We start from the raw sequence: 25556 nt of genomic DNA on the forward strand, positions 1-25556 counted from the left end.
CCTTACGCTCTCGCCCCGGCCTTTCTGTATTTAGGCCTGCGATATCCTCTGGGCTTACCGGTGCTCTGCGGCTCCTTAAACGGTTTCTCCGACGACAGCTCAACCGGCATCCCTTCGATCGCCAGAATCTCGCTCAATTCGATCATCGCGCGCTGATACACCTTGCGCTTGAAGTAAACCACGTCTTTCAGCGGTTCCCAGTAATCGACCCAGCGCCAGTTATCGAATTCCGGCTTGGGGCAATGGTCGAAACGCACGTTCGATTCATGCGTGACCAGCCGTAAAATAAACCAAATCTGTTTTTGTCCGATGCAGATCGGCAGCGTATTTTTGCGAATGTAACGTTCAGGCAGTTTATATCTCAACCAATAACGGGTGCGCCCCAGCAACTGAACATGCTGCTGCTGTAAGCCGGTCTCCTCCCACAATTCACGATACATCGCCGTTTCTGGATCTTCATCATGATTGATTCCGCCTTGAGGAAACTGCCAAGCATTCATCCCCATCCGTTTTGCCCAAAACACGCGACCCTCGTCATTGCAAAGGATGATCCCGACATTGGGTCGGTATCCTTTCGAGTCTATCATGTCAAAACCTTGTTGTTTGCCTTGCCTTCTCCCCGATGCGTGTGTGATAAAATTGCGGGGATGGCGAGGCAGTTAAATTAATACCTCATTGAACCATAAAATCAACAGAGTTTCCATAGGCGATGAGCCTTTTATTTATTGACAGGATAGCCGTGAGTTTAGCAATTTTCGATTTGGACAATACCCTGATAGCCGACGACAGCGACTATTTATGGGGGCAATTTTTAGTTGACCGTGGCATCGTCGACAAGGATGCCTATGAGCAGGCGAATGCGAAGTTTTATGACGACTATAAACACGGCACCCTGAACATCGTCGAGTTCCTGCAATTTTCGTTGCGTCCCTTGTCCCTGCATGCGCCCGAACGGCTGCATCAATGGCGCGCCGAATTTATCGAAGACATCATCCGTCCGTTGCTCTTACAGCCGGCCCTCGAACTGGTCGAGAAGCATAAAAAGCGCGGCGACACACTGCTGGTGATCACCGCGACCAACCGTTTCGTGACCGAACCGATCGTCAAACTGTTCGGCATCGACAATCTGCTCGCGACCACGCCAGAATTCAAGGACGGACGCTATACCGGCGCTTTCGTTGGCCTGCCCTGCTTTCGGGAAGGCAAGGTTGCTTACCTGGAAAGCTGGCTGCAAAACTCGAACGAGTCGCTGCAAAACAGCTGGTTTTACAGCGATTCGCATAACGACCTGCCTTTGCTCAGCAAGGTCGAAAATCCGATCGCGGTCGATCCGGACGACACCTTACGGCAACACGCCGAATCGGCAAAATGGCCTATCATTAGTCTACGCAACGGCGTGTGTCCCGCCGATCATTTGCACAAATGACCCGACAGCCTAATTCATGGATAAACCGGAAAGCCTACCCGAAGCCGATATAGACCCGCCGAAGCCCAAGCCGAAGCGGAAATCGACAGCGCCGAAGAAAGGCCCCTCCAAATCCCGCAAAAAGAAAAAAGTGCCGCCGCCCGGTTACTTGCAACACAAGTTGGCGATGCTTGCGGTCGAATTGATCAGCCTCTCGATCGTCGCGATTTCGCTGATTATCGTGCTGATCGGTTATTCCGCCGACCGCTTTACCGGCACCAGTTTTTTCGGCAGTCTGTTACCGTTCGCGTTCGGAATATTGCTGCTGGTATTGCTGACGTTAGCATCACTGCTCGGCTGGTGGCGCTTGCGGCAATGGCTGCATTTGAAGGCGGAATACCTCTCGCCTTTGGTCGCCGCGGGTTTAGCCATCATCATCGGCTGGTTTACCGTACAGGATAATTTCGCGTTGGCCTACGGACGTTTCCGCACCCTGGTCGGCGGCAAGGAAGAAGCCGGACGCGTGACCTTGGAGCATCAGATCTATGCCGCTTACCGGCGTTACGGCACCAAGGACTTGCAAAAAATGCTGGTCCGGGCCAAGAAATTTACCCCCTCGATCGAGGCCGCGGCCGAGGCTTTCGATGTCGACGTGAATATTCTGCACGGCATTGCCGCGGCCGAGTCCTCGTTCCTGCCGAAAGACAGCGCCGACGGCGGGCGCGGTCTGTTCCAGATCACGCAAGTGCCGAAGGCGACCCTAGAGGAAGCCGCCGAGCGATTGGAGGTCGCCAAGTTGGACTTGCAGAATCCGAAACACAATGCCTTTGTCGCCGCCGCAACGCTCAAGCATTATTTGGACGAAATGCACGAAGACCTGTTTTTGGCGCTGCTGGCCTATAACATAGGTCCTGCCAACGGCGGTTTGCGTTTCATCATGGACCAATACCACACCTCGGATTTCACGACCATCCAGCCCTACTTGCAGGAGATGCCGCGCGGCTATCCGGTACGGGTCCTATCCCATGCACTGGCCTTCCGGATTTGGCGCGAGGAAGGCAAACTACTGGCCTACGAAGAAGGCCAAAATGCCCTCCACATCCAGCATATCGGCATACCGGGTTTGCATGCCGGTTTCTAAAACACGCAAGCATTGATTCGGCCCACAAAAATACTGGGCGCCAGCAAATCCGGCTAACATTGCAAGTTTATCGCCTTGAAAGCTATAAACCGGAAAGACTGGCGCGACAAGCCTCATCCCCGCAACAACGAAGTACCCGTCCCCTTCCCTTATTTTACCTGAAGATTGTCTAACTCTTTTTTACTGGATTTGAGCTTTTTCGATTTCTTTGACTAATCCTGACTGGGCATTCGAGGCGGATGGGTGCAGATGGGTATAGTTCTGGCGTTTAGTTTATTTCTATTATATGGTAATAGATCATTTGTTCGTGTTTTGTCCAATCTCTTTCCTCATTGCTTACTCTCTCAGATCCAGTATCTCTCCTAGGATGAAGGAGTTGGTGACCGTCTAAATAAGAATCTATTATGTGATAATAGTATATTTATGTCATTTTTATAGTTTGGCCTGATCGCTCACTATCTAAAGAGCCCTCTCCTTCGAAGGACACTTTCACCCGAAATACAGGAGAACTATGCACTTCTTTGATGGAGAGCGTCCTCCAGCCCCACCTACCCCCGGCTGGTTCTCTGCTGGCGCCGGCTTCGACATCAACGTTCGACATAGGCAAATAAGATTCTATTATATGATAATAGATATAATAAGCGTAATTGTCGACAAACCATTGCCGCCCAACAACGGCTTGAGAATCCCGGCTTTTTTACATGCCAGCAGCTAACGCGTTTGCTGACATGAAGACGGCCCTTCCGCTTCAAGCAAGCTATTTTCACTTTACTCAAAGGAGAGTTTCCATGAAACATTATTTTGCAGCAACCGTACCCGCGAACCCGCGAGGATGATTATCAAAATGGCTATTTTGGCTCTTCCAATCCGCTCGAGCCTGAGGATTTCCAGGCCAAACCCAAGAAAACCAACGCAGGCAAATTCGCCTTGCAATGAGCAGCCATTAACAGAAAGTCAGGAGATTTCTATTTAATGCAAACACCTATCGCCCCCTTGGTCCGCATAATCGCAGAGGCCTTGAAAACCGGAGAACTCATCACCCTCCTCACCGGTGCCGGCGTTTCTGCGGAAAGCGGCATACCGACTTTTCGAGGCCGGGAGGGATACTGGACCGTAGGCTCAAAAAACTATCAGCCGAGCGGGATTGCCACCCTGTCCATGCTTCAGCAAAACCCCAAGGAAGGTTGGAAATGGTTTCTCTTCCGGCGCGGCGTCTGTGAGGCTGCGACTCCCAACCCTGGACATTTGGCGATCGCACAAATGGAAGAACGGCTTGGCAGTCGATTCAGGCTGATCACCCAGAATGTCGATGGCCTGCCGGCAACACGAACGAAAGAACGTATCAGGTTCACGGCAATTTGGACTACATGCGCTGCACTAGAGAGCGCTGTGCTGATGCAGTATATCCGCTTCCGGAAGGCCTGACCCGAATATCGAGAGGCGATGATCTTTCCGCCTGCGCTTGGGGCATGCTGATTTGCCCTAAATGCAAATCCATGACCCGGCCGCATGTCTTGCTCTGGGACGAGTATTACGACGAACCGCATTACCGGTTCGAAAGTTCGCTCGATGCCGCCGGCAAAACCGCTTTGCTCATCGTCGCGGGCACAACCGGTTCGGCAAACCTACCGAATCAGGTCGTAAGCACCGTACTGCGACGCGGCGCAGCCATCATCGACATCAATCCCGATTTCAATATATTTTCCGAGACGGCGCAACGAAGCCCAGGAGGCCTCTTCCTGCAAGGCGGCAGCGCAGCCTTTCTGCCCATGCTTGCCGATTTAATAAAAGACCGGATCGCTGCCGGATCCTAGATCTTGCGTTTTAATGGAATCGCCAGACCAGGCGCCCCCTCTTTTTCGAAGCCCCCTACTCTTGTCAGTATGGATGACATACTTTTCTGAGCATCTGTTAAAATAAAAGGTTTGCGCACGAAAAGAACAACCTGGTAGGAAATTGAGCCACAGACACAATAGCAGTGGGTTTTGATATGAGAAAAACGAGGAAATCTAAGAAAAATACCAATCAAACCGATTTATTCGAGCTGGTGGCGCATTTGGAGCAGTTGGAACAAATCAACTCCGAACTCACGATGATCACGTCGCTGGGTCAGCTGGAGTTAAGCACGATCGTTGAAAAGCAAATGGATTGGGTGGATCTAGACGAGACACAGAAACAAGTGGCGTTGTAACATACTTTTTCAAGCTTCTGACCGCGTTTGGGAGCTGACCGCATCGTTAACTTGATCATTGAGCCCGCCCCCAAAAAGCACAGATATCTACACAACTAAGAACAATGATCAAGATATGTAAGCATAAACGCTATGGGAAATTGGTGGCGGCGCATAGTAATTGCACGCATGAACTTGCCCGTCACTGTGATGAGTGGGCACTGTGCGTCCATGACTGGTCGCGGCTAAACTATCACCGGCTGGAGGTAAACAAGACCGTTATCAGATGACCCATGCGACTGGACAAAAAACGCGAGAACTTCTCGTACGCCTGTCTGGGCGACAGATGAAGCGGATTTGTGTAGATACCTATGCTTTTAAAGCGCGGGATTTATTTATTCAGCGACGCTCAGGGCTTAATGTTGATGACTATCCCCACCCCTTCAGTCAACTTTTGTTTTTCAACTTCAGGTTCTTGCGATGTCAACAATCTGCCATTGAGCTGCATGGGGCGCGTCATTTTTTTTTCGCCAGCGAAAATATTGGTTTCCTTAGCCTGGATCCCTGTGTTTTGTCCGGTTAATGGCCCGCTTTCCTCAACATACGCGTGCGTAATAGAAAGATTCAGCGGCTTTTGCGGCCCGCTCTGTTTAGCAAGGTCGTTTTTACCGGCAACACTTGTCGATTTTTTCTGATTTGTCTTAACAGATTTTGTGTTATTGCGTATTGTGACTTCAACAACAGGTTTCTGCTTTGTCACCGCCGAACTATGACTCTCTTCAGCCTCGATGTAATCACTAAGAAAAACACAGGAAGCCGCTAAAAAAGCTGATAAAAAAATACGCTGTATTTTCATCTTACCTCCCACCTCAGCTATAACACAGGCATCCGATGGTTTTATTTTATACCGATAAAGGCTAATTGAAATACTTAAGATGTAAGAATTTCTAGCTACTGAGCCCTATACAGTTCAAGATAGTGGATTTATCAAGGGTGACGATATATAAAAAACCCGTCGATGGCGTTCACGATAGGTTTGTCTTAATTTTTAGTTTTTAGTTTCATGTTCCATATGTAGAATGGCCGCATTGGCTTGGCATCAATCCCGCGCTCGACAATTTCAACCAAACAGTAAGATAAATTTTATGGCCCTCTCACCTAAAACCATCGTCTTTTTCGCGGTTTTAGCTACGATAGCTATGGGCGTCGTTGCGCAACAACCTGCGCATGAGCAGAGCGAACAAATCGAGACGATTTCCGATATCCCCGTAGGATCCAAGCTCACTTTCGATCATTCAATTGAAATCGCAGGCGCAATTGGGAGTGGTGCTCACATCAAAGTTACCAAAGGGGGTGTAAAAATACACGGAGAAGTGCAAGACAATGTTACGCTGGAAACCCAAAAAGGCAGCACTGTTATCGTCACCCGTGCAAGCAGCATTGCCCTAAATTCAGGAAGCGCTATTGTCATCACAGAAAGCCAAAACAGTAGAAGCATCACGATCAATGGACAACAAATCGATACGGGAACGACAGAGAATTTTGGCGGATTTAGTGGGATTGAAATCCAAGGCAGTGTCAGTAATCATGCGAATCTGAAGACCGATGCCTCGATTATTGTTGCAGGAAATGTGGGGGCCGCCTCTTCCCTAAAAGCCAATGGCCGCATAAAAATTGGAGGCAATATTGGAAGTGGTGCTTCCCTCGTAACAAGAGGAAGCATCAATGCGGAAAATATGGGCAACTACGTGAAAGCCGATGCAGGAGGTCATATAGAAGCGTTCAACATCGGTAGAAAAGCCAACCTTGCTGCCGGTGGAAGCATTCAGGTGCGGAACGTTTCTACGGGCGCGACTCTTGATGCTGGAGGGTCTGTAACCACGGGCACTATCGCATCCGGTGCTAAAGTCAACGCTGGCGGAAGCATCAATGCCAAAGCCGCCGATGCAAAGGATATTTCGGCGGGAGGTTCTATGCGCATTGGCGGCGGCAAGATTCGCCATGCTGTCGATTTCGATCTAGAGTAGAACTTAAAAAACACTTATTACGTTTGACAGTACTGGCTAGTCGATTTATGTTACGACTTTCATTGGAAACAGAGGTCCGCCATGACTCGTTTCAGGTATTCTCAAGTAATGCGACTATTTTCAATTGGAATGATTGTTGCTGGCTTGCTGTTTACAGCGCAACCGATCCAGGCAAAATCCAGACAACCCGCATGGCATGTCTTTGTCGACCAATTTATTGAAAGTTACTTCATCCTGCACCCGTCTTTCGCAGTCAATGCCGGTCGCCATGGCTTCGATGGTAAACTGCCCGACTGGAGTCCAGTGGGGTTGAGCAAAGAAATACAGTGGCTTAAATCCGAACGGAAAAAGGCTAGCCAGTATCGCACTTCGGCGCTAAAAGAATCCGAGCGATTCGAGCGGCAGTACCTGCTTGCGGTGATCAACGAGAAATTGTTTTGGTTGCAAACCGCTGAAACGCCATACAAGAACCCTATGTTCTATTCTCCCAGTTTGGATCCCAATGTTTATGTGAGCCGTGCCTATGCTCCAATCGAACAGCGGCTACGCGCCTTTATCGAAGATGCCAAGGTTGCCTTTGCTACGGTCACCGATTCCCAATTGAAGAAAGCATTCGATGCGGTAGTCCCCATGGCGGCCAAGTCGATGCGAGAGCTAACAGGCTGGATGGAACTCCAACGCCCCCGCGCCACCGGCGATTTTGCCATGGGTGCAGCGCGTTTTCAGGAAATGCTCAAGGCCACGGAAGGTGTCAATTTGCCGTTGAATGCCCTGGAAAAAGTGGGACGTGCAGACCTCCAACGCAATCTCGATGCCCTCAAGGAGGCCTGTAAACACTATGCGCCGAATGCTTCCCTCCAATCCTGTGTAGGAAAGGTCGAAGCTCAGAAACCAGCTAATGGGACCGTTGCCGTGGCGCGTCAGCAGCTTAGTACCTTGAAGGCGTTCGTTGCCGAACAAAATCTCGTATCCATCCCGGACCCAGAGGGGGCAAACGTTGCGGAATCACCGCCTTTCAACCGATGGAATTTAGCCTACATTGACATTCCTGGTCCTTTCGAACACGGACTTCCTTCAACCTATTATGTCGCGCCCCCGGACCCTGCCTGGAGTCCGGCCGAGCAGGCGGCTTACATACCCAGCAAGGCGGATCTGCTTTTTGTTTCGGCCCGCGAAGTGTGGCCTGGACATTTTTTGCAACGGTTGCATGCCCGTCATGTAGGCTCGAAATTCGGCCAATTGTTTAGAAGCAACGCATTTTCCGAAGGTTGGGCGCATTATACGGAAGAGTTGATGTGGGAGGCCGGCTTGAATGCCGGAGATACTGAATCGCATATCGGCCAGTTGGTAAACGCTTTGCTCCGTAACGTTCGATTTCTCTCTGCAATCGGCCTACATACCCAGGGAATGACCGTAGAGGCCTCTGAAAAAATGTTTCGAGAACTTGCCTTTTGTGACATAGGCAATGCGCGTCAACAAGCGGCTCGCGGCACATTCGATCCGGCTTATCTTAACTATACCTTGGGCAAATTAATGATCCGTAAACTTAGGGAGGAATGGACAGTGCCGCACGGTGGGCGAGCATCATGAAAGGCTTTCCACGATGCCTTTCTGTCTTATGGCGCGCCTCCTATTCCATTAGTGCGAAAGACCATGTTAGCCGGCAATTCCGGTTCTGATCTTTGAATGAGTTGCATCGAAAGGCGGGCATGACAACATCCGCATCGATATGAAAAGAATGCCTTTGTTTAACAAAACGAATTGTCAGGACCATAGCATTGTTGGGTTGCGAAAGTCCGTAAGGCGAATCCGCCCTACCCTCCGGCTTTTCTTTAACCCAGTGGGATACGCGCTCCACGTATCATTTGGGAGCCCTGGGAACGCCGAGCTGGGGCTCGACGTTCCCAGTAACAACCGGGCAGGTCTTCAGCCGGAGAGTTATTTTTTTCGAAAGCCTTAATGCCCGTTTTGCAGCGCGTGGAAACTATAAGCGAATCAATCTTCAACGGCTCCCTGCTGCACATATCCCAAAGATTCAAGCTCAGCAGAGTATCTGGCCAGAGCCGCATCGAATGTTTCCCCCGCTTTATTGCTCTTCAAGGTACTCGCAGAGTCAAAACCAACTTTCCAGCCGCCCCACGTAAGAGTCGCCTCCCCCGTGCTGTCGGAATAGACAATGCCGCTACCGACATGCCCGCTCATGATTTTCGGAAAAGGAATAGTCACCTTGCTGTTCGCTGTGCCGTTCACCGTTAACGGAGTATTCTTACCATGGAAGTAAGCGGTTTCCACAGTTGCCCCGGCATCGATCTCGCTTTGCAAGGGCGTGCGAGCGATGGCGGTGTAATTACCGTTCGCCCCCTTAACCTGCACAAAATGCGGATTATTCAACGGCGTAACCTTGTAGGATTTAACCCCTTTGGCCGCCGAGTAATCGATCACGGATGCCTGAATGTTTTGATAATCCACGATGAGGATCTGCTTCTTTGTCAGAAAGCCGCCATGACCTTCGCCGTTGAATGCATCGGTACGGTTCCCTTTGTAAATGATCAGATCCGCCGCAGCAAGCGTCGGCGTCAGTAGTGTCGCTGCGAGGAGAAGACGAAAAACAATTTTCATAATATAATTTGATGAAATGTAAGAATCAATTTAATAAAAGCTAGCAACCACCGTAGGCTGCCTTCATATATCCTGAACAATCCATCCGAAATTTGCAACATCTTATTGAATAGCGATCAAGTAACGTACTCAAGACTTGCTGCACGAAGTCCATAAGACGAACTCGCGTAATCAATCCGCTTAACATGCATAGCATCCTTTCCCCAAACCATCCGGGCAGCCGGTTCGATCTGGATTACTCTGTCGAAACGCACATGCCAATGTCTATCGAACGCTTGAGCGCCCATCCGGGTTTCAAGGGTTAGCGTGTAACAGGGACTCGGCGGCATCATTCAAGGCAGTAACGAAGTGCTGATTTCTCGGTAGCTGTTTAATGCACCAATCAAAATAAATCAAAAAGTATTTCTGAAACTAATATTAAGCGCGACAAGTCTTAGAGTTAACGTACAGGCTCTGCCATTATGTTTATAGATGGTCCTGTTGTCTAAAATTCTAGTGAACTCTAATCAAAGGAAAGTTCTTATGAAACTGATACGTTTCGCACCGCTAACACTCGCCATCACGTTCGTTTCGGCACCAGCTGACGCCCTTGATCTTACGGGAACATGGAGTGGTAAATTCAATTGCTCGAACTTCGACGGCCTTAAGTACAATACGGTAGATAAAAATCAGACCCTGAAAATTACCCAGCCCCAGCCTGGACAGAATGTATATGTTGAATGGGTCGGGGTGGCCAAGTTTACGGGGGTCGTAATCGACAACCAGAAAAATCCCGATTCCAAGGGCCAGGTAGCCATGGCAGATTGCTCGACGAGCCCCGAACTCAACGCCTTTTATGCCGAGATTGCCAAATTAAGTGCGAGCGTAAATCGCAGCAAGAGTAAGGGTTCACTGAGTGGTACGTCGATCTATAGCATTCCTGAGTCTCAGAACGCCCCGCAAACAGTAGGCCAATGCAAGTGGAATTTCAAATTAGTCGATCCCCAAGATCCTGGTGTGGGAGCCGGCTGCCAGTGATAGGATAAAACCGTAAAAGGGTTCGTAATGAATCAAGCCAATACGAACATCAAAGGGATGCCATTGTGCCTAATCATCATGATGTTATCCGGATGCGCGCAGCAATCCTTGCCGCGGCCCGTGACCGACGCAACCGAGCGTTATTTCGGAACAGGCTATTCGGCGTTGCCGCCGGAGGGTAATGACTGGCACTTTCTTGAGCAAAGCCCTAACCTCACCGTCTTTGGCAAAGTGCTGCCCGCACAAAGAAAGAAATTGATGCATACCTTTGTTGCCACGATTATGGTGATGAAACCGGAAATCCAGAAAGTTAATTTTGCGGCCGAGTTTCCGAAAGCGCAGGAAGAACTGTTTAGGGCGCAATTGACTAGGAAGGGATTTCGGCTGCTTAGCCTTCAGTCGGTCCCTTACGGCCTTCCAGGCAGCTATTGCTCCCGCTATGATTTGGAACAAGAAGAACGGAATAATCCTTATACGCCCGGCCTCGTTTTTAATATCACGGCGCACGGTTTCGTTTGCCTCGACGCCTCATCCGAATTTATGATCGATGCTTCCTATTCCGAAAGAAGGCCACAAGGCAGCGCGTCGGCACTCGATGATAAACTGAAACGGGAAGCGGAAGGCTTTCTAAGACATATCGCGGTGACGCCGCTTAGACAAACCAAAGAGTGATTGATTTTATGAACGCCAAAACGACAATAATGAAAAAATCCTGTGCCGTTATCGCAATGCTTGCCTTCGTTGCGGGATGCAATTTTCAAAAGCCGGACTATGTCAAAACCATATCCGCAGACGAATTAAACCGGACCCTACAAAATGCCGATATTTTTCTGGTTGACGTACACACGCCCCAGCAGCGGCATATCAAAGGCACCGATATTTTCATTCCTTACGACGACGTCGCGAAACACCAGGACAAATTGCCCCAAGATAAAAACACACCGATCTACCTCTATTGCGAAAGCGGCCCGATGGGCAATGCGGCGGCAAGATCGCTTTATGAATTGGGTTACCGTAACTTATTCAATCTGGAAGGCGGCGCCAAGGCCTGGAGAAAGGCGGGGCTTGCTTTTGAATGAGCGTCATTCATAAAGACAATCGCTCAAATCGGGCAGCTTGGTCCAGTCGACTTCGCCCTGATTTTCGACTTCCTTACCGTAAGCAATACCCGTTTCCAGTTGATGCAGGTGAAACGCGCTGAATGCCTTGTCGAAATCCGCATTCAAGAAACTGCTGGTTAATTGCGCCGTGACGCAATAAAGTTCCGAATAATCTTTGCAGTGTCCTGACGCGCAGGCATGGATGCGGTCGCTGATCACTCGCATCAACGACAACACCGTCCCGTCATGCCGCCAGAATACCGGCTGCTCGTCCACCTCAAATTCGCAGCCTTGCTGCGCAATCGCGTTCAAGGCCACATAGACCAAAGCAGTCAGCCGGGACAGAATTTCGGCCATATCGCCCTGTTTGATCGCCAGCAGCGCCTGTTTGCCCGCCTCCATCAGCCAGGCCTGTCGCATCACGATAGCCATGTCGGAGATATGGCCCTCTGCCGCCGGAAAGCCGAATTTTGCGCGGTATTCTCTGACTGATTGCAAATGTTTGTTCATGTCCGCTCACCTCTAAATGAGAGCTTTATGCTTTCGCAAACCGATGAAATGAGGCTTACCCCTGTAGGTCTACGACTTCGGGCGGCAGAGGATGGTTCATTTAAGGGGATTGAAGGGCCTGATCCTTGAAAACCTGGTCTTCGGTCAGGTAAAAATGATTCACGATGCCGATCGCGCGAATATGCTTATTGCCGATCGCGGTATCGTAGGCGCTAAAAAAAATATAGTCCTTGCGCTCGGTTTGCTGGACCATCAGCCTGGACGCGACCCCGCCCAGCACAGAGCCGATCATGCCTTGGAGCGGATCATTGGATTGCCCGGTTTTTGCCTGAATGCGCTGATTGATGAATTGGTCATAGCTGTCGATGTTCGGATTGGTATAGGCCAGAAATCCGAAGAAAGCGATCAGGATCAGAGCAGAGACTAACAATTTCATGATACTCTCCCAAAAAGGCAAGGCGGCAAACCGATTCGCGTTTGCCGCCCCTAAAGCATTGACAGATAAAGACTTATTTAAATACGCCGGCCGGAAACTGCATCGTCATGCAGTGCAGGCTGCCGTACTGATGCACCAACGGCCGGCATGGGGTCGGGATGATCTTGTGCTCGGGGAAACAGCCTGCCAGCCGTTCCAGCGCCACCGCATCCATCGGATCTTCGTAGACCGGCACCATCACCGCCTGATTGATGATCAGAAAGTTCGAGTAATTGGCCGGCAACTGGCGGCCGTCTTCGTCGAAAATCGCTGTCGGCAAAGGCAGCGGAACCAGACGATACGGTTTGTTGCCGCGTGTGCGCAGCGCCTGCAGCTGAATTTCCATATTTTTCAGACTTTCGTATTGCGCATTGGTTTCGTCATCCGATGCGGTATAGGCGATCGTGTCGGCGCTGCAAAACCGCGCCAGGGTGTCGATATGTGCGTCGGTGTCGTCGCCGGGCAGGTTCGGCTGATCGATCCAGAATACGCGCGATGCGCCGAAGCTCAGGCCGAGTTGGCGCTCGATCTCGTGTTTGCTCAGATCTTTGTTCCGGTTCGGGTTCAACAGGCATTGGCGGGTTGTCATGATCGTATCCCTGCCGTCGCTTTCGACGCTGCCGCCTTCGAGGATGAAGTCGATGGCGAGACTTTGCACGCCCGCAAAAGCCGGCGACGCCAACAGTTTTTGATTCAGCGCATTGTCGTCGTCATGCGGATATTTCTCGCCCCAACCGTTGAAACGCAGATTCAGCAGCAGCGGCTTGCTGTCTTCCTCGACGGTCAAAAAAACCGTGTCTCGAACCCAGATGTCGTTGACCCTCGCGTGGATGAAGACGATGTTGTCGTTGCTTTCGATCAGTCCGCGGATGCGGCTTTCGTGCGCGTCATCGCGGCAGACGATGAACAAGCGCTGATAGCGGCTGATCGTTTCGGCGATGAAACGGTAAGAAGTCTCGACTTCGTCGAGATGGATGAAATCGCCGGTCTCGTGCGGCCAAGCGATCAAAACGGCGGATTGGGGTTCCCATTCGGCTGGAAAGCGGATCATGAGTGTGAGTTTCCTAAGGTTAGCATTTCCCTGGCGTGCGCCAGGGTGTTTTCGGTAAGATTGACGCCGCCCAACATGCGGGCGACCTCCAGCACGCGTTCCTCGTCTTCGAGCACGTGCACGGTCGATGAGGTGATGTCGGTCTGCTGGTTTTTCGCGACGAACAAATGGTGATGCGCTTGTGCTGCGACCTGCGGCAGATGCGTCACGCACATGACCTGGCGGTTCTGGCTCAGGCTCCTGAGCTTCTGACCGACGATCTCGGCGATGCCGCCGCCGATGCCCGAGTCGACCTCGTCGAAGATCATCGTCGGCGTGGTCTTGTCGCTCGACGTGGTGACCTGGATCGCGAGGCTGATCCGCGCCAGCTCACCGCCGGAGGCGACTTTCGCCAGCGGTTTCGGCGGCATGCCCGGATTCGCGCTGACCAGAAACTCGATCTTGTCGAGGCCGTTCGGCTTCGGTTCGTTGCCGTCGAGTCCTGTCAATTCGACCCGGAATTCGCCCTGCGGCATACCGAGTTCCTTGATCATTCCCGAAATCTGCTGGCTGAGCCGGGTCGCCGCCTGCCCGCGCTTTGCGCTCAGTTCGGCGGCCAGTTGGCGGTATTGATCGAGGTATTTCACAACGTCCGCTTCGAGCTCGCTGATCCGTTCTTCGCTGTGCGTCAAATTGTCGAGTTCGTGCGCGATTTTTTGCGCCAGCTCCGGCAGTTCCTCGGGCGCGACATGGTGTTTCCGGCTCAGGCTCTGAATCACGCCGATCTGGTCATCGAGGTCTTCCAGGCGTTTCGGATCGGCTTCCTGCGACTCCAGAAAGCGGCGCAGTTCCAGGGAGGCTTCCTCGATCTGAATCTGCGCTTCCGCCAGCAACGAGCAGACGTTGTTCAGTTCCGGCGCAAAGCGGGCCAGATGATTCAGTTCGTTCACGCAGTGGCCGAGCATCCGGATCACCGACACCTGATCATTTTCATACAGCACATCGATCTGCTGCTGGCCCGCGCTGAGAATCTGGCCGAGATTGGCCAGCTTGCTGTGTTCGTCGGACAAGGCCTGATAATCGAAATGCGCCAGATCGAGCTGATTCAGCTCGTCCAGTTGGTAACGCAGCAATTCCTCGCGTTCGCTGTGATCGAGGCTGGCTTTCTTCAGCACGGCAAGCTCCCGGTGCGCCTGATGCCATTGCCGGTAGGACGCGTTCAGCCGGTCGAGCAGCGGCTGGTTTTTCGCGAACGCATCGAGCAGGCGGCGTTGTTCGTCCGCGCCGAGCAACCGCAGATGCGCGTGCTGACCGTGAATTTCTACCAGTTTTTCGCTGAGTTCCTGAAGCGATTGCAGGGTGACCGGGCGGTTGTTAATATAAGCCTTCGAGCGCCCGTCTTCGTTCACGACCCGGCGGATCAGGCAATGCTCGCCGTCATCGAGTTCGTTTTCGACCAGCCAGTCGCGCGCGAGCGGCGCGTCAGTGAGATCGAATTCGAGGTTGATTTCGGCGCGCTTCGCCTCCGGACGCACGTAGCCCGAATCGGCGCGGTCGCCGAGCGCGAGGCCGAGCGCGGTCAACAGGATAGACTTGCCGGCCCCGGTCTCGCCGGTCAATACCGACATGCCTTTTTCGAGATCGAGATCGAGCGTTTTGACGACGGCCAGATCGATAATATGCAAATTCAACAGCATGGCGCTCTCAACCGTTGCTCCAGTTTAATTTTGTGCGGAGGACCTGGAAAAAATCATGATCTTCCGGGTGCAGAATTTTAATCGGTTTCGGTTCTTTCTTGATCAGAATCCTGTCGCTGATCAACACGTCCGGGATCTGCAAATGATCGCAGGTGACCAGGGCCTGGATCTGCTTGGTCTGGCAGAAGCTCAGTTCGATCTCGGCGTTGCCTTCGATCACGATCGGCCGATTCGACATCGTGTGCGGATTCAGAGGCACCAGCACCAAGGCATTCAGCGACGGCGACAGAATCGGCCCGCCCGCAGACAGTGCATAAGCGGTCGATCCGGTCGGCGTTGAAACGATCAGGCCGTCGGAACGCTGCGAATTCAGGAACACGCCGTCGATTTTGGTCACGATTTCGATCATGCTCGGCGTGATCCAGCGGTGCACCGCGACTTCGTTCAGCGCGATCTCTTCGTGGATGACTTGGCCTTCGCGGATGATCTTCGCGCGCAGGAAATAGCGTTCTTCTTCCTTGTAATGGCCTTGCAAGGTCGCTTCGAGGCGGGCCGGCAATTCGTCCGGCGAAATATCGACCAGAAAACCCACCCGGCCGAGATTGACGCCGATCAGCGGAATGCCGTAATCCACGATCGCGCGCGCGGCGGCCAGAAAGGTGCCGTCGCCGCCGACTGCAATGACCAAGTCGCAATGCCGGCCGATTTGATCCGCTGCGACCGCGACGGCGTCTTTGCCGCGAATGAATTCGGCGCTGTCCGCGGCGATGATCACCCGATACCCCGCCTGGAGCAAATAATCGTAAATCAGCGCCAAGGTCCCGGCAATGCTGGGGTCGCTGGGTTTGCCGATGATGCCGATGGTGTTGAAGGAAGTCCGCATTGCAGGAAGATTGCCGGTAAAGCTGGCGATTATACAAAAAAATCGTTACGACACTCGCGTTATTGCGGAAATGCAAACAAGACGAATACGCCCCCAATATTTTATAATAATCCGATTCGCCCCCCCCTACTTAAACCAAGAGAGAGAAATATGTCAGTAAAAAGAATGGCTGATCTGGACTTGTCCGGCAAACGCGTATTGATTCGTCAGGATTTGAACGTACCGGTCAAGAACGGCAAAGTCACCAGCGATATCCGCATTCAAGCCAGCGTGCCGACCATCGTAGAGGCCTTGGAGAAAGGCGCGGCGGTAATGCTGATGTCGCATCTCGGCCGTCCTGAAGAAGGCGTCTATGACGAAGCATCCTCATTGAAGCCTGTCGCAGAACGCCTTGCCGAACTGCTCGGCAAGCCGGTGCGCCTCGAAAAAGACTGGATCGACGGCATTCAGATTCAACCCGGCGAAGTCGTGTTGTGCGAAAACGTCCGATTCAATGCCGGCGAAGGCAAAAACAAGGACGAACTGGGCCAAAAAATGGCCGCGCTCTGCGACGTGTTCGTGATGGATGCATTCGGCACCGCGCACCGCGCGCAAGCCTCGACGCACAGCGTTGCGAAGTTCGCCAAAGTCGCCTGCGCCGGTCCATTGCTGGCCAGCGAACTCGACGCGCTGGGCAAAGCGCTCGAAACTCCGGCCAAACCCCTGGTCGCTATCGTCGGCGGCTCGAAGGTTTCGACCAAACTGACCGTGCTGAAAACACTGTCCGAAAAAGTCGATCAGTTGATCGTCGGCGGCGGCATCGCGAACACCTTCATCGCGGCGGCCGGATTCCCGGTCGGCAAGTCATTGTATGAACCGGACCTGATCGACGACGCCAAGCAACTGATCGCGCTGGCCAAGCAAAACGGTTCCGATATTCCGGTTCCGGTCGACGTGGTCTGCGCCAAGGAATTCTCCGAAACCGCGGTCGCGACCGTCAAAAAAGTCAGCGAAGTGGCCGAAGACGACCTGATCATGGACATCGGACCGGAAACCGCAAAACTCTATGCAGAGATTTTGACTTCCGCCAAAACGATCGTCTGGAACGGTCCGGTCGGCGTATTCGAATTCGACCAGTTCGGAGGCGGCACCAAGGCCTTGGCCGAAGCGATCGCAGAGTCCCCTGCATTCTCTATCGCCGGCGGCGGCGACACGCTGGCCGCGATCGATAAATACGGCATCAGCGACAAAGTGTCCTACACCTCGACCGGCGGCGGCGCTTTCCTGGAATTCCTCGAAGGCAAGGAATTGCCGGCGGTTGCGATTTTGAAAACTCGCGGCGAATAAACCCTGCCAGGTTTCAGCGGGCGCGGCTGCTGCCGCGCCCGCCAAGCCCCATTTGCTCCACAGGGATGCGTTGATCAGACGCGCTCACAGCCTCGATGCCTCATCGAGGCCGCCCTATCAATAAACGTTCAACATTGCTAATATTCCATTGTTACTAATATAATGGCTGTAAGCGCTTTGTAACGCACTGATCAAAAAAGAAAGAAAACCATTGTCGTTCGGTCTGGTCGAATGATCAGATCGATTGACATCAACACTTAAGGATACCGATGGCCAGAGTTACGATTGAAGATTGTTTAGAAAATGTCGAAAACCGCTTTAAGCTGGTGTTGCTGGCGGCAACCCGTGCGCGTCAGCTGTCACACGGCGCAGACGAATTTGTGCCGCGCGGCAAGGACAAGGATACCGTCGTCGCCTTGCGCGAAATCGCGGCCGGCTATGTCACGCCGACCAACGTGAATGCCCTGCACCGCTCCACCGAACATCACGATCCTAACCCGCTGTTCTGAGACTGACTTATGTTGGACATAGCCGATCCGATCGAACTCGAACGCCCCCAGGACAAACTGGTCCGGCGTTTGTGCGAGATCCTGAACGGCTATCTCGAACCCCCACAGATCGACGAATGCGTCCGCGCCTATGAATTCGGCGCCTCGGCGCATTCGGGACAATTCCGCAAAAGCGGCGAAGCTTATATTTGCCACCCGGTCGCGGTCGCGATCAGCCTCGCCGAAATGCGCATGGACGCCAACTGCATCATGGCGGCGATCCTGCATGATGTGATCGAAGACACCCCGATCAGCAAGGCCGAGCTGGCCAGCCAGTTCACCCCGGAAGTCGCCGAACTGGTCGATGGCGTGACCAAACTGACCAAGATCGACGGCATCTCGCGCGCCGAAGCGCAAGCCGAAAACGTCCGCAAGATGTTCATGGCGATGACCCGTGATTTGCGGATCATCATGGTCAAACTCGCCGACCGCCTGCATAACATGCAAACCCTCGGCGTCATGCCGCCGCCAAAGAAACGGCGTATCGCGAAAGAAACGCTGGACATCTACGCACCGCTGGCCAATCGCCTGGGCATGAACAATATCCAGCAGCACCTCGAATGCCTGAGCTTCGAGGCGATGTATCCGCGGCGTTATGCGATTCTGAAAGCCGCGGTCAAGAAAACGCGCGGCAACGGACTCAAAACGATCAATACGGTCGAGAACGCGATCAAGAGCCGGATGCATCAGGCAGGCATCGTTTGCGAAGTATCCGGACGCGAAAAAAATCTGTACAGCATTTATACCAAAATGCGGCTGAAGAAAATCTCGCTGCCGGATATTTTCGATGTGTATGCGTTCCGGATCTGCGTCGACGATATCGACAACTGCTACCGCACGATCGGCGTCGTGCATTCGCTTTACAATCCGAAACCGGGCCGCTTCAAGGACTATATCGCGCTGCCGAAGGCGAACGGCTATCAGTCCCTGCACACGACGCTGGTCGGACCCGGCGGCGTACCGGTCGAAATTCAGATCCGCACGCACGATATGCACCGGATGGCCGAGTCGGGCATCGCCGCGCACTGGCTGTACAAATCCGACGACGAGAAGAACGAAAAATTTCAGAAACGCGCGCACGAATGGCTGAAGGATTTGCTCGAAATCCAAAAATCGGCCGGCGATTCGCTCGAATTCATCGAAAACCTGAAGGTCGATCTGTTTCCGCAGGAAGTCTTCGTGTTCACCCCGAAAGGCAACATCGTCAAGGTGCCGCGCGGCTCGACCGTGGTCGATTTCGCCTATGCGGTGCATACCGACATCGGCAATCAATGCATTTCCGCGCGCATCGACAAGCAACTGGCGCCGCTGCAAACCAAGCTCGAAAACGGCGTCACGGTCGACATCATTACCGCCTCCTGGGCGCGGCCGAACCCGTTATGGCTGAACTTTGTGATTACCGCGAAAGCCCGCTCCAGCATCCGCGGCTATCTGAAAAATTTCAACAGCAAGGAAGCGATCATGCTGGGCCGCCGCCTGCTCGAAAAGGAATTGCAGGCGATGGAGCTGCATCTCGACCAGATCGACGAAGCGCGAGTTCATGAACTGCTCAAGGTCACCGCCAAAGCGTCGCTAGACGACCTGCTCGAGGACATCGGCCTCGGCAACAAGATGCCCTTCCTGGTCGCCAAACGGATTGCCCAGGAAGATGTGCACGGCGCGATCAAACTGGAAGAAACCCATCAGTCCCGCGTCGCGCCGCTGATCATCAAGGGCACCGAAGGGATGATCATTACGCTGGCCAAATGTTGCCGGCCGATTCCGGGGGATTCGATCATCGGCTTTTACAATCCGGGCAAAGGCATCGTCGTGCACCATCACGAATGCCACAACAGCAACGATACCCGGAAAAAACAGGCCAACTGGCTCGATGTCGAATGGAGTCTGGATGTGTCCACCGAATTTCCGTCCGAACTGCGCCTCGAGGTGCTGAACCGGACCGGCGTTCTGGCAACGATTCTTGCCGCGATTTCGGAAATGCATTCGAACATCGAAAACGTCAGCGTCGTCGATCAGGACGAAAAAGTATGCGTCGATCTGATCACGCTCAGCGTGAAGAACCGCGTACATCTGGCCGACATCATGCGCAAGCTGAAAAAATTGCCGAGCGTGGTCAAGATTGAACGCGTCAGGGCCTGATCGGTTCAGCCTGTCATTAAGCAACTTTAACCTCCCGATCCCTGCCTTAGGCAACTAGCAAGCCGCCCCCGCAAATATGGTAAGATAGCCCCATTTCAACCGTATTTGTTCGAACGTCCCGTCATGATCAAAGAAATCATCAGCACCGACAAAGCCCCGCAGGCGATTGGCACCTATTCGCAAGCCGTCAGAGTGGACCGCACCTTGTATCTGTCCGGTCAAATTCCGTTGTTGCCGGAGACGATGACCCTCGTTGACGGCGATATCAGGGCCCAGATCGTCCAGGTCTTCGAAAACCTGAAAGCGGTCACCGACGCGGCTGGCGGCACATTTGCCGATTTCGTCAAAGTGAATGTGTATCTGACCGATCTGGCGCACTTCCCGATCGTCAATGAAGTGATGGGGCAGTATTTTCAGCAACCCTACCCCGCGCGCGCCGCGATCGGCGTTGCCGCCTTGCCGAAAGGCGCGCTGGTCGAGATCGACGGCATCATCTGCCTGCCGCCGCAGGAATATCCGGCCTCCTGAAGTCCTGAACGATGAACCGGCTGCAGCAACCGGTTTCCGCACTTGCGGGAATCGGCGCGCAAACCGCGCGGCGTTTCGAAAAACTCGGCATCCGCGTGATTCAGGACCTGTTGTTCCATCTTCCTGTACGTTATGAAGACCGCACCCGTCTGACGCCGATCGGCTCGCTCGCAGCGGGCATGACCGCGATGATCGCCGGCAAGGTCGAATTTGCGGACATCCTGCCGCGCGGACGCAAGAGCCTGATCGTCCGGATTGCCGACGATACCGGTTTCATCTCGTTAAAATTCTTCCATTACTCGGCCAGCCAGTTCCATGCCTTCGCGCCCGGCGCGCTGGTCAGCTGCTTCGGCGAAGCGCGCTACGGTTACGCCGGCCTGGAGATGACGCATCCCGATTACCAGATCATCGCCGATGCGGACCATTTCGCGCTCGACAGCCGCCTGACGCCGGTCTACCCGCTGACCGAAGGTTTGACTCAAAACACGATCAGGAAGGCGGTCAAACAGGCGCTCGCGCTGTGCATGCACGACAGCCGCCTGTTGATCGACTGGCTGCCCGAACGGCTATTGCAACAGCTGCGCTTTCCTGCTTTGCAGCAGGCGATTCAAACCCTGCATACGCCCGGCGAGCCGGGCGCCTCTGCCGCGCTGCAAAATGGCAGTCATCCGGCATTGAAACGGCTCGCGTTCGAAGAATTGCTGACCCACTATCTGAGCCTGAGACAGGCCAAAAGCCTGAACCAATCCTGCGAGGCGCCTATTCTGGCCGGCGACCCGGCCGCCGCCGACCATTTCATCCGCCGCCTGCCCTTCCCGTTGACCGGCGCCCAGCGGCGCGTGATCGGCGAAATCGCCGACAATTGCCGCAAGACCCAGCCGATGATGCGGCTCGTACAAGGCGATGTCGGCTCCGGCAAAACGGTCGTCGCGGCCTATGCGGCGCTGCTCGCGATCAGCTCGGGTTATCAGGCCGCGGTGATGGCGCCGACCGAACTCCTGGCCGAACAGCATTACCGTAATTTCAGCCACTGGTTCAGCCATTTCGAAACCAAAGTCGTGCTGTTGACTGGGCAGTTGAAAGGCAAACAACGTGGCGAGATCCTGGCCGCGCTGAAAGACGGCTCGGCGCCGATCGCGATCGGCACGCACGCCTTGTTTCAGGACGGCGTCGAATTTGCTCACCTCGGCCTCTGCGTGATCGACGAACAGCACCGCTTCGGCGTGCACCAGCGCCTCGCGCTGCGCGAAAAAGGCCGCCAGTCGGGCATCCGCCCGCATCAGCTGGTGATGACCGCGACGCCGATTCCGCGCACCCTGGCGATGCTGCAATATTCCGACCTCGATATTTCGGTCATCGACGAACTGCCGCCAGGCCGCAAACCGATCGTGACCAGCGTGATTCCGGCCGACCGCCGCGGCGAGGTGATCGCCAAAATCTCGGGCTGGGTCGCGCAAAAGAAGCAGGCCTATTGGGTCTGTACCCTGATCGAGGAATCGGAAGCGCTGCAATGCGAAGCGGCCGAAAAAACCGCCGAACTCTTGGGCGAAGCGCTGCCCGCGGTCAGGATCGCGCTGATCCACGGACGCATGAAAGCGGCCGAGAAAGACGCGATCATGCAGGCCTTCAAGCAGCATCAAATCGACCTCTTGGTCGCGACGACGGTGATCGAGGTCGGCGTCGATGTGCCGAACGCCGGGTTGATGATCATCGAGAACCCGGAGCGGCTCGGCCTGTCGCAGCTGCATCAGTTGCGCGGACGCGTCGGCCGCGGCGACAGCGATAGCTATTGCCTGTTGATGTACCAGGCGCCGTTGTCGGAGATGGCGCGCCAAAGGCTCGGCATCTTGCGCGACAGCAACGACGGCTTCGTGATTGCGGAGAAGGATTTACAGCTGCGCGGCCCCGGCGAAGTGCTCGGCACGCGCCAGACCGGCGCGGTGCATTTCAAGATCGCCGATTTGTCCAGGGATGCCGATTTACTGGATAATATCCAGCAAATCGGCGAACAGTTCTTCAGGGAAGCACCTGACGCCATCCAGCCCCTGTGCGACCGCTGGCTCGGGGCTTCCACCGCTTATGCCGAGGTTTAATCCCGTTTGTCGACCCAAAGCCTGTTATTGACCCGCGAACCCACCTGGCGTGAAAACCGTCCCGGCCTCCGCCACACCCTGCCTGAAAGCGTGGCCTCCTGGACCTACGAATCCGGTTCGCTAACCCGGCGTCTGCGCGGCTATTACGGCAGTGCGGTCAAGGTCAAGATTCTATACCACCGCTGGCTGACGCCCTTCCTGAGCGAACGCAAACTGCTGAATCAAGCGGAGCACCGTTATTGCCTGACCCGCGAAGTGATGCTGCATGCAGACGGCGTGCCGCTAATCCTGGCCCGCACGATCCTGCCGGAAGCCACGATCCGGTGCGCGCACCGGAATCTCTCGCATCTCGGCACCCGCCCGCTCGGCGAAGTGATTTTTTCATATCCCGACCTCGAACGGCGGGAGTTCCAGGTCGCGCTGCTGAAACCGGCCGCCTGGAGCCAGGCGGCATTGGAATGGGGCGCGATCCAGGCGCCAGTCTGGGGCCGAAGAACCGTTTATGCGATCATGCACCAGCCGCTGCTGGTCAACGAGTTTTTCATGCCGGCGGCGCTTGCGATTGCTTGAATCAATTCCGCTATTCAGAGATGATCGCGCTCGGATGGCGGATCAGCATCGAATAACCGCCCTTGTTTTTGTTCAGCCAGCCGCGCACCTCGACGAATTGGCCCGGAAAACGGCTTAAATCCGGAAACAGAGGCAATTCCTTTTTTTCTATTCTGGCTTCAAATTTTTCGGAAAATTTCAGATACACAAACTTCCGGCTGCTGCGCAAATCAGTGATTCGGCCTTTGATCCTTGTCCATCCCGAATGGCCGGAAGCGGGCAAACGCTCGACCGGGATCGGATCGTATTCCGGCCGGCCCCAGATCCCCAAGCGCTTTTTCTGGGCTCCCTGCTCGGCCTTGACCAGCTTCAGGACATAGAGCAGATTCGGCGGATAGATATTGACCGCCGCCAGGCCCTGTTCGACCAGTTGCAGATTGATATGCTCCTTTCTGTCGGTAAACACATGCGCGAGCGTCCGGCCGTATTTATCGGCCGCTTCGGCATCCGTCTCGATCCTAACCTTGCGGTTTTGCAGTTTGCCGGTCAGCCAGCGCTTCGCCTCCTCGCCGCCCGCCTGTTCCGGCTGATTGCGATGCGCGATCTCCGGCGTATTGACGCCGAGCAGCCTGACCTTGCGGCCGTCTTCGAGCACCAGCGTATCGCCGTCAAACACCTTTTTGACCGTATAAAAGCCATAGCCGGGCTTGATGTCGAGCACTTTCGCCGAAGCGGTCTGCGGGCGGTCGGAATAATGGGGGCTGCCGGCGTTGTCCCGCCAGCCGTAAATATCCGCGTTGGCCCCATAGGCCAAACTGAACAATAAAAGCGCTACAATACGCCGCATAAATGTCCTTAACAGGCGAAAAAAACAGGCGTCATAAATCGCCCCAAACCCTCGCTTATTTTAGCCTATCCACCTGAAGACTCATCCATGATCACCATCATCCAGCGCGTCACGACCGCCCATGTCGCGGTAGACCATCAAATCATCGGCAAGATCGATACCGGCATCATGGCACTGGTCGCGGTCGAAAAGGAAGACGGCGAAAAACACGCCGAGCGTCTGCTCGAACGCATCATCAATTACCGGATTTTTCCGGACGCGGCGGGCAAGATGAACCTGAGCCTGCGCGACATCGACGGCGGCCTGCTGCTGGTGCCGCAGTTTACCTTAGCCGCAGATACGCAAAAAGGCAACCGACCGAGTTTCACTTCGGCCGCGCCGCCCGAACACGGCCAGAAGCTGTTCGGCTATCTGCAAGCGCTGGCGTTAACCGTCTATCCATCCGTACAATTCGGCCGCTTCGGCGCCGACATGCAGGTGGCGCTGATCAACGACGGCCCGGTCACCTTTACGCTGCGGTCGCACTAAAAAGTCGAAAATTTTCGTGGAGGCGATGTCCACACCACGAATTAAGCAACTCTAGTCGCGACGTGGGCGTCGCTCCCACAGACACCGTTGCTCACCCATCGTCGTCCTCGTCTTGGTAAGGCTTGGCTTTGACATGATCGGGGATTTTCGGAATCTTCGCCGAACGCAATAACAGCAACGCGCTGCCCAACACAAACAGCAGCGCGACAATGAATACTATGATCCACATAAGATAACCCTTGTATTAAATGATGTTACGTATTGTCCACGAAAAACACGAAAGGCACGAAATCCATTTTTTTGTGCTTTTCGGATTTTTCGTGGATATTTATCGTGTTTAACATCAGCTATTTAATTGCCTCCAGGCTTCCGATAGACTATAACATAGCCCGTACCGAAACGAAGCCGACCGGAGTTTAATTGATGACCCTTGCCACCGCCCGTCTCTGCGACGCCTATGCTCAGGAAGCGCATTTTCAGATCGTCGAACCGTTGTTCAAATCCTACGGCGCGCATCCCGTATTTTGGGGGCGCATCAGCACATTGAAAGCCTTCGAGGACAATGTGCAGATCAAAACCGTTTTGCAGGAAAAAGCCGAAGGCCGCGTGCTGGTCGTCGACGGCGGAGGCTCGCACCGCTGCGCGCTGATCGATTTCGAACTGGCCAGCCTTGCAGTCGACAACGGCTGGCAAGGCCTGCTAATTTACGGCTGCGTCCGCGACACCGCGCGGCTCGCGGAACTCCCGATCGGCATCCGCGCGCTGCACGCGCACCCTTTGCAGAGCCATCAGAGAAACCAAGGCGACCATGATCTACCGATCACTTTTGCCGGCGTCAATTTCAAAAAAGATCATTTTTTATACGCCGATCATGATGGAATCGTCGTCTCGGACCGATTGTTGAGTTAAAATAAACCGATATTT

General features: G+C 53.9%; 28 protein-coding genes. 18 read left to right on the forward strand and 10 right to left on the reverse strand.

Features of this window, described 5'->3' with window-relative positions; translation table 11 throughout:
• Positions 1 to 2: 2 nt before the first annotated feature.
• Positions 3 to 587 carry an RNA pyrophosphohydrolase gene (locus METLA_RS0104705; protein ID WP_024297460.1) on the reverse strand — a complete coding sequence of 195 codons (585 nt, stop codon included), beginning with the start codon at positions 585 to 587 and terminating at the stop codon, positions 3 to 5.
• 152 nt (positions 588 to 739) lie between these two features.
• On the opposite strand from METLA_RS0104705, the gene METLA_RS0104710 reads away from it, so the two are divergent.
• The 5 genes from METLA_RS0104710 (at position 740) to METLA_RS0104730 (ending at position 4737) form a co-directional block, all read left to right on the forward strand.
• The gene (locus METLA_RS0104710) at positions 740 to 1426 is read left to right on the forward strand and encodes a histidinol-phosphatase (protein ID WP_024297461.1); all 687 of its coding nucleotides are present in this window, start codon (positions 740 to 742) and stop codon (positions 1424 to 1426) included.
• Positions 1427 to 1442: 16 nt separating this feature from the next.
• Positions 1443 to 2546: a transglycosylase SLT domain-containing protein gene (locus METLA_RS0104715; RefSeq protein ID WP_024297462.1), complete on the forward strand. Its 1104-nt coding sequence runs from the start codon at positions 1443 to 1445 to the stop codon at positions 2544 to 2546.
• Positions 2547 to 3518: 972 nt separating this feature from the next.
• A complete protein-coding gene (locus tag METLA_RS22460) occupies positions 3519 to 3971 on the forward strand; it encodes an SIR2 family NAD-dependent protein deacylase (protein WP_152539371.1) in 453 nt (150 codons plus the stop codon).
• A 71-nt stretch (positions 3972 to 4042) separates the two neighbouring features.
• Positions 4043 to 4360 (forward strand): SIR2 family NAD-dependent protein deacylase, encoded by a 318-nt coding sequence (locus METLA_RS22465; RefSeq protein WP_152539372.1) that lies wholly within the window; start codon positions 4043 to 4045, stop codon positions 4358 to 4360.
• 164 nt (positions 4361 to 4524) lie between these two features.
• Positions 4525 to 4737: a hypothetical protein gene (locus METLA_RS0104730; RefSeq protein ID WP_245598729.1), complete on the forward strand. Its 213-nt coding sequence runs from the start codon at positions 4525 to 4527 to the stop codon at positions 4735 to 4737.
• A 388-nt stretch (positions 4738 to 5125) separates the two neighbouring features.
• On the opposite strand, the gene METLA_RS0104735 is transcribed toward METLA_RS0104730, so the two are convergent.
• On the reverse strand, positions 5126 to 5572 hold the full coding sequence (locus METLA_RS0104735; protein WP_024297464.1) for a hypothetical protein: 447 nt from the start codon (positions 5570 to 5572) through the stop codon (positions 5126 to 5128).
• Between the two features lie 289 nt (positions 5573 to 5861).
• On the opposite strand from METLA_RS0104735, the gene METLA_RS0104740 reads away from it, so the two are divergent.
• Both METLA_RS0104740 and METLA_RS20580 read left to right on the forward strand, forming a co-directional pair.
• Entirely contained in the window at positions 5862 to 6743 is an 882-nt protein-coding gene (locus tag METLA_RS0104740) for a hypothetical protein (protein WP_152539373.1), read from the forward strand.
• Between the two features lie 81 nt (positions 6744 to 6824).
• Entirely contained in the window at positions 6825 to 8333 is a 1509-nt protein-coding gene (locus tag METLA_RS20580) for a DUF885 family protein (protein WP_206740943.1), read from the forward strand.
• A 405-nt stretch (positions 8334 to 8738) separates the two neighbouring features.
• On the opposite strand, the gene METLA_RS0104750 is transcribed toward METLA_RS20580, so the two are convergent.
• Complete coding sequence (locus tag METLA_RS0104750; RefSeq protein ID WP_024297466.1) at positions 8739 to 9362, reverse strand: hypothetical protein; 624 nt, start codon at positions 9360 to 9362, stop codon at positions 8739 to 8741.
• A gap of 522 nt (positions 9363 to 9884) precedes the next feature.
• On the opposite strand from METLA_RS0104750, the gene METLA_RS0104755 reads away from it, so the two are divergent.
• Genes METLA_RS0104755 through METLA_RS0104765 form a run of 3 tightly spaced genes read left to right on the forward strand, consistent with a single transcriptional unit; the run spans position 9885 to position 11458 of the window.
• Positions 9885 to 10379 carry a hypothetical protein gene (locus tag METLA_RS0104755; RefSeq protein ID WP_036281458.1) on the forward strand — a complete coding sequence of 165 codons (495 nt, stop codon included), beginning with the start codon at positions 9885 to 9887 and terminating at the stop codon, positions 10377 to 10379.
• A 27-nt stretch (positions 10380 to 10406) separates the two neighbouring features.
• Positions 10407 to 11051 carry a hypothetical protein gene (locus METLA_RS0104760; protein ID WP_024297468.1) on the forward strand — a complete coding sequence of 215 codons (645 nt, stop codon included), beginning with the start codon at positions 10407 to 10409 and terminating at the stop codon, positions 11049 to 11051.
• A gap of 29 nt (positions 11052 to 11080) precedes the next feature.
• Positions 11081 to 11458 (forward strand): rhodanese-like domain-containing protein, encoded by a 378-nt coding sequence (locus tag METLA_RS0104765; RefSeq protein ID WP_024297469.1) that lies wholly within the window; start codon positions 11081 to 11083, stop codon positions 11456 to 11458.
• A 3-nt stretch (positions 11459 to 11461) separates the two neighbouring features.
• On the opposite strand, the gene METLA_RS0104770 is transcribed toward METLA_RS0104765, so the two are convergent.
• The 5 genes from METLA_RS0104770 to METLA_RS0104790 all read right to left on the reverse strand — a co-directional run bounded on the left by METLA_RS0104770 (position 11462) and on the right by METLA_RS0104790 (position 16074).
• Positions 11462 to 11989: a nucleoside triphosphate pyrophosphohydrolase family protein gene (locus tag METLA_RS0104770; protein WP_024297470.1), complete on the reverse strand. Its 528-nt coding sequence runs from the start codon at positions 11987 to 11989 to the stop codon at positions 11462 to 11464.
• Between the two features lie 100 nt (positions 11990 to 12089).
• On the reverse strand, positions 12090 to 12425 hold the full coding sequence (locus tag METLA_RS0104775) for a DUF4359 domain-containing protein (protein WP_024297471.1): 336 nt from the start codon (positions 12423 to 12425) through the stop codon (positions 12090 to 12092).
• A gap of 73 nt (positions 12426 to 12498) precedes the next feature.
• Positions 12499 to 13515, reverse strand: a complete 1017-nt coding sequence (locus METLA_RS0104780) for an agmatine deiminase family protein (RefSeq protein WP_024297472.1) — start codon at positions 13513 to 13515, stop codon at positions 12499 to 12501.
• Positions 13512 to 15191, reverse strand: a complete 1680-nt coding sequence (recN, locus tag METLA_RS0104785; protein ID WP_024297473.1) for a DNA repair protein RecN — start codon at positions 15189 to 15191, stop codon at positions 13512 to 13514. The genes METLA_RS0104780 and recN overlap by 4 nt, the downstream gene beginning before the upstream one ends.
• Before the next feature lie 7 nt (positions 15192 to 15198).
• On the reverse strand, positions 15199 to 16074 hold the full coding sequence (locus tag METLA_RS0104790) for an NAD(+) kinase (RefSeq protein ID WP_024297474.1): 876 nt from the start codon (positions 16072 to 16074) through the stop codon (positions 15199 to 15201).
• Between the two features lie 150 nt (positions 16075 to 16224).
• On the opposite strand from METLA_RS0104790, the gene METLA_RS0104795 reads away from it, so the two are divergent.
• The 6 genes from METLA_RS0104795 to METLA_RS0104820 all read left to right on the forward strand — a co-directional run bounded on the left by METLA_RS0104795 (position 16225) and on the right by METLA_RS0104820 (position 23278).
• Positions 16225 to 17400, forward strand: a complete 1176-nt coding sequence (locus METLA_RS0104795; RefSeq protein WP_024297475.1) for a phosphoglycerate kinase — start codon at positions 16225 to 16227, stop codon at positions 17398 to 17400.
• A gap of 269 nt (positions 17401 to 17669) precedes the next feature.
• Positions 17670 to 17909 carry a DNA-directed RNA polymerase subunit omega gene (gene rpoZ / locus METLA_RS0104800; RefSeq protein ID WP_024297476.1) on the forward strand — a complete coding sequence of 80 codons (240 nt, stop codon included), beginning with the start codon at positions 17670 to 17672 and terminating at the stop codon, positions 17907 to 17909.
• Between the two features lie 9 nt (positions 17910 to 17918).
• The gene (locus METLA_RS0104805; RefSeq protein ID WP_024297477.1) at positions 17919 to 20087 is read left to right on the forward strand and encodes a RelA/SpoT family protein; all 2169 of its coding nucleotides are present in this window, start codon (positions 17919 to 17921) and stop codon (positions 20085 to 20087) included.
• A 123-nt stretch (positions 20088 to 20210) separates the two neighbouring features.
• Positions 20211 to 20615, forward strand: coding sequence for a RidA family protein (locus METLA_RS0104810; protein ID WP_024297478.1), 405 nt, complete (start codon positions 20211 to 20213; stop codon positions 20613 to 20615).
• 11 nt (positions 20616 to 20626) lie between these two features.
• Positions 20627 to 22708 carry an ATP-dependent DNA helicase RecG gene (gene recG, locus METLA_RS0104815; protein ID WP_024297479.1) on the forward strand — a complete coding sequence of 694 codons (2082 nt, stop codon included), beginning with the start codon at positions 20627 to 20629 and terminating at the stop codon, positions 22706 to 22708.
• 6 nt (positions 22709 to 22714) lie between these two features.
• Positions 22715 to 23278 carry a chorismate--pyruvate lyase family protein gene (locus tag METLA_RS0104820; protein ID WP_024297480.1) on the forward strand — a complete coding sequence of 188 codons (564 nt, stop codon included), beginning with the start codon at positions 22715 to 22717 and terminating at the stop codon, positions 23276 to 23278.
• 10 nt (positions 23279 to 23288) lie between these two features.
• On the opposite strand, the gene METLA_RS0104825 is transcribed toward METLA_RS0104820, so the two are convergent.
• Positions 23289 to 24104, reverse strand: coding sequence for a thermonuclease family protein (locus METLA_RS0104825; RefSeq protein ID WP_024297481.1), 816 nt, complete (start codon positions 24102 to 24104; stop codon positions 23289 to 23291).
• Positions 24105 to 24191: 87 nt separating this feature from the next.
• Between METLA_RS0104825 and dtd the strand changes: the two genes are divergently transcribed.
• Positions 24192 to 24632 carry a D-aminoacyl-tRNA deacylase gene (gene dtd, locus METLA_RS0104830; RefSeq protein WP_024297482.1) on the forward strand — a complete coding sequence of 147 codons (441 nt, stop codon included), beginning with the start codon at positions 24192 to 24194 and terminating at the stop codon, positions 24630 to 24632.
• A 91-nt stretch (positions 24633 to 24723) separates the two neighbouring features.
• Here the strand turns inward: dtd and METLA_RS23150 are convergent, their stop codons facing one another.
• Positions 24724 to 24861 carry a hypothetical protein gene (locus tag METLA_RS23150; RefSeq protein WP_198408449.1) on the reverse strand — a complete coding sequence of 46 codons (138 nt, stop codon included), beginning with the start codon at positions 24859 to 24861 and terminating at the stop codon, positions 24724 to 24726.
• 194 nt (positions 24862 to 25055) lie between these two features.
• Here METLA_RS23150 and rraA point away from each other — a divergent pair, with 194 nt between their 5' ends.
• A complete protein-coding gene (gene rraA / locus METLA_RS0104845; protein ID WP_024297483.1) occupies positions 25056 to 25541 on the forward strand; it encodes a ribonuclease E activity regulator RraA in 486 nt (161 codons plus the stop codon).
• Positions 25542 to 25556 lie beyond the last annotated feature (15 nt).

This window comes from Methylomicrobium lacus LW14 (assembly GCF_000527095.1).
GTDB classification, from domain to species: Bacteria; Pseudomonadota; Gammaproteobacteria; order Methylococcales; family Methylomonadaceae; genus Methylomicrobium; species Methylomicrobium lacus.

Excerpts from the sequence above, each read along its gene's own strand:
- METLA_RS0104760 (WP_024297468.1), top strand. The coding sequence starts at position 10,407 with ATGAATCAAGCCAATACGAACATCAAAGGGATGCCATTGTGCCTAATC.
- METLA_RS0104735 (WP_024297464.1), bottom strand. The coding sequence starts at position 5,572 with ATGAAAATACAGCGTATTTTTTTATCAGCTTTTTTAGCGGCTTCCTGT.
- METLA_RS0104755 (WP_036281458.1), top strand. The coding sequence starts at position 9,885 with ATGAAACTGATACGTTTCGCACCGCTAACACTCGCCATCACGTTCGTT.
- METLA_RS0104790 (WP_024297474.1), bottom strand. The coding sequence starts at position 16,074 with ATGCGGACTTCCTTCAACACCATCGGCATCATCGGCAAACCCAGCGAC.
- METLA_RS0104775 (WP_024297471.1), bottom strand. The coding sequence starts at position 12,425 with ATGAAATTGTTAGTCTCTGCTCTGATCCTGATCGCTTTCTTCGGATTT.
- recN (WP_024297473.1), bottom strand. The coding sequence starts at position 15,191 with ATGCTGTTGAATTTGCATATTATCGATCTGGCCGTCGTCAAAACGCTC.
- METLA_RS0104810 (WP_024297478.1), top strand. The coding sequence starts at position 20,211 with ATGATCAAAGAAATCATCAGCACCGACAAAGCCCCGCAGGCGATTGGC.
- METLA_RS0104715 (WP_024297462.1), top strand. The coding sequence starts at position 1,443 with ATGGATAAACCGGAAAGCCTACCCGAAGCCGATATAGACCCGCCGAAG.
- rpoZ (WP_024297476.1), top strand. The coding sequence starts at position 17,670 with ATGGCCAGAGTTACGATTGAAGATTGTTTAGAAAATGTCGAAAACCGC.
- METLA_RS0104770 (WP_024297470.1), bottom strand. The coding sequence starts at position 11,989 with ATGAACAAACATTTGCAATCAGTCAGAGAATACCGCGCAAAATTCGGC.
- METLA_RS20580 (WP_206740943.1), top strand. The coding sequence starts at position 6,825 with ATGACTCGTTTCAGGTATTCTCAAGTAATGCGACTATTTTCAATTGGA.
- METLA_RS23150 (WP_198408449.1), bottom strand. The coding sequence starts at position 24,861 with ATGTGGATCATAGTATTCATTGTCGCGCTGCTGTTTGTGTTGGGCAGC.
- METLA_RS0104780 (WP_024297472.1), bottom strand. The coding sequence starts at position 13,515 with ATGATCCGCTTTCCAGCCGAATGGGAACCCCAATCCGCCGTTTTGATC.
- METLA_RS0104750 (WP_024297466.1), bottom strand. The coding sequence starts at position 9,362 with ATGAAAATTGTTTTTCGTCTTCTCCTCGCAGCGACACTACTGACGCCG.
- dtd (WP_024297482.1), top strand. The coding sequence starts at position 24,192 with ATGATCACCATCATCCAGCGCGTCACGACCGCCCATGTCGCGGTAGAC.
- METLA_RS0104765 (WP_024297469.1), top strand. The coding sequence starts at position 11,081 with ATGAAAAAATCCTGTGCCGTTATCGCAATGCTTGCCTTCGTTGCGGGA.
- METLA_RS0104740 (WP_152539373.1), top strand. The coding sequence starts at position 5,862 with ATGGCCCTCTCACCTAAAACCATCGTCTTTTTCGCGGTTTTAGCTACG.
- METLA_RS0104705 (WP_024297460.1), bottom strand. The coding sequence starts at position 587 with ATGATAGACTCGAAAGGATACCGACCCAATGTCGGGATCATCCTTTGC.
- rraA (WP_024297483.1), top strand. The coding sequence starts at position 25,056 with ATGACCCTTGCCACCGCCCGTCTCTGCGACGCCTATGCTCAGGAAGCG.
- METLA_RS22465 (WP_152539372.1), top strand. The coding sequence starts at position 4,043 with ATGACCCGGCCGCATGTCTTGCTCTGGGACGAGTATTACGACGAACCG.
- METLA_RS0104805 (WP_024297477.1), top strand. The coding sequence starts at position 17,919 with ATGTTGGACATAGCCGATCCGATCGAACTCGAACGCCCCCAGGACAAA.
- recG (WP_024297479.1), top strand. The coding sequence starts at position 20,627 with ATGAACCGGCTGCAGCAACCGGTTTCCGCACTTGCGGGAATCGGCGCG.
- METLA_RS0104795 (WP_024297475.1), top strand. The coding sequence starts at position 16,225 with ATGTCAGTAAAAAGAATGGCTGATCTGGACTTGTCCGGCAAACGCGTA.
- METLA_RS0104825 (WP_024297481.1), bottom strand. The coding sequence starts at position 24,104 with ATGCGGCGTATTGTAGCGCTTTTATTGTTCAGTTTGGCCTATGGGGCC.
- METLA_RS22460 (WP_152539371.1), top strand. The coding sequence starts at position 3,519 with ATGCAAACACCTATCGCCCCCTTGGTCCGCATAATCGCAGAGGCCTTG.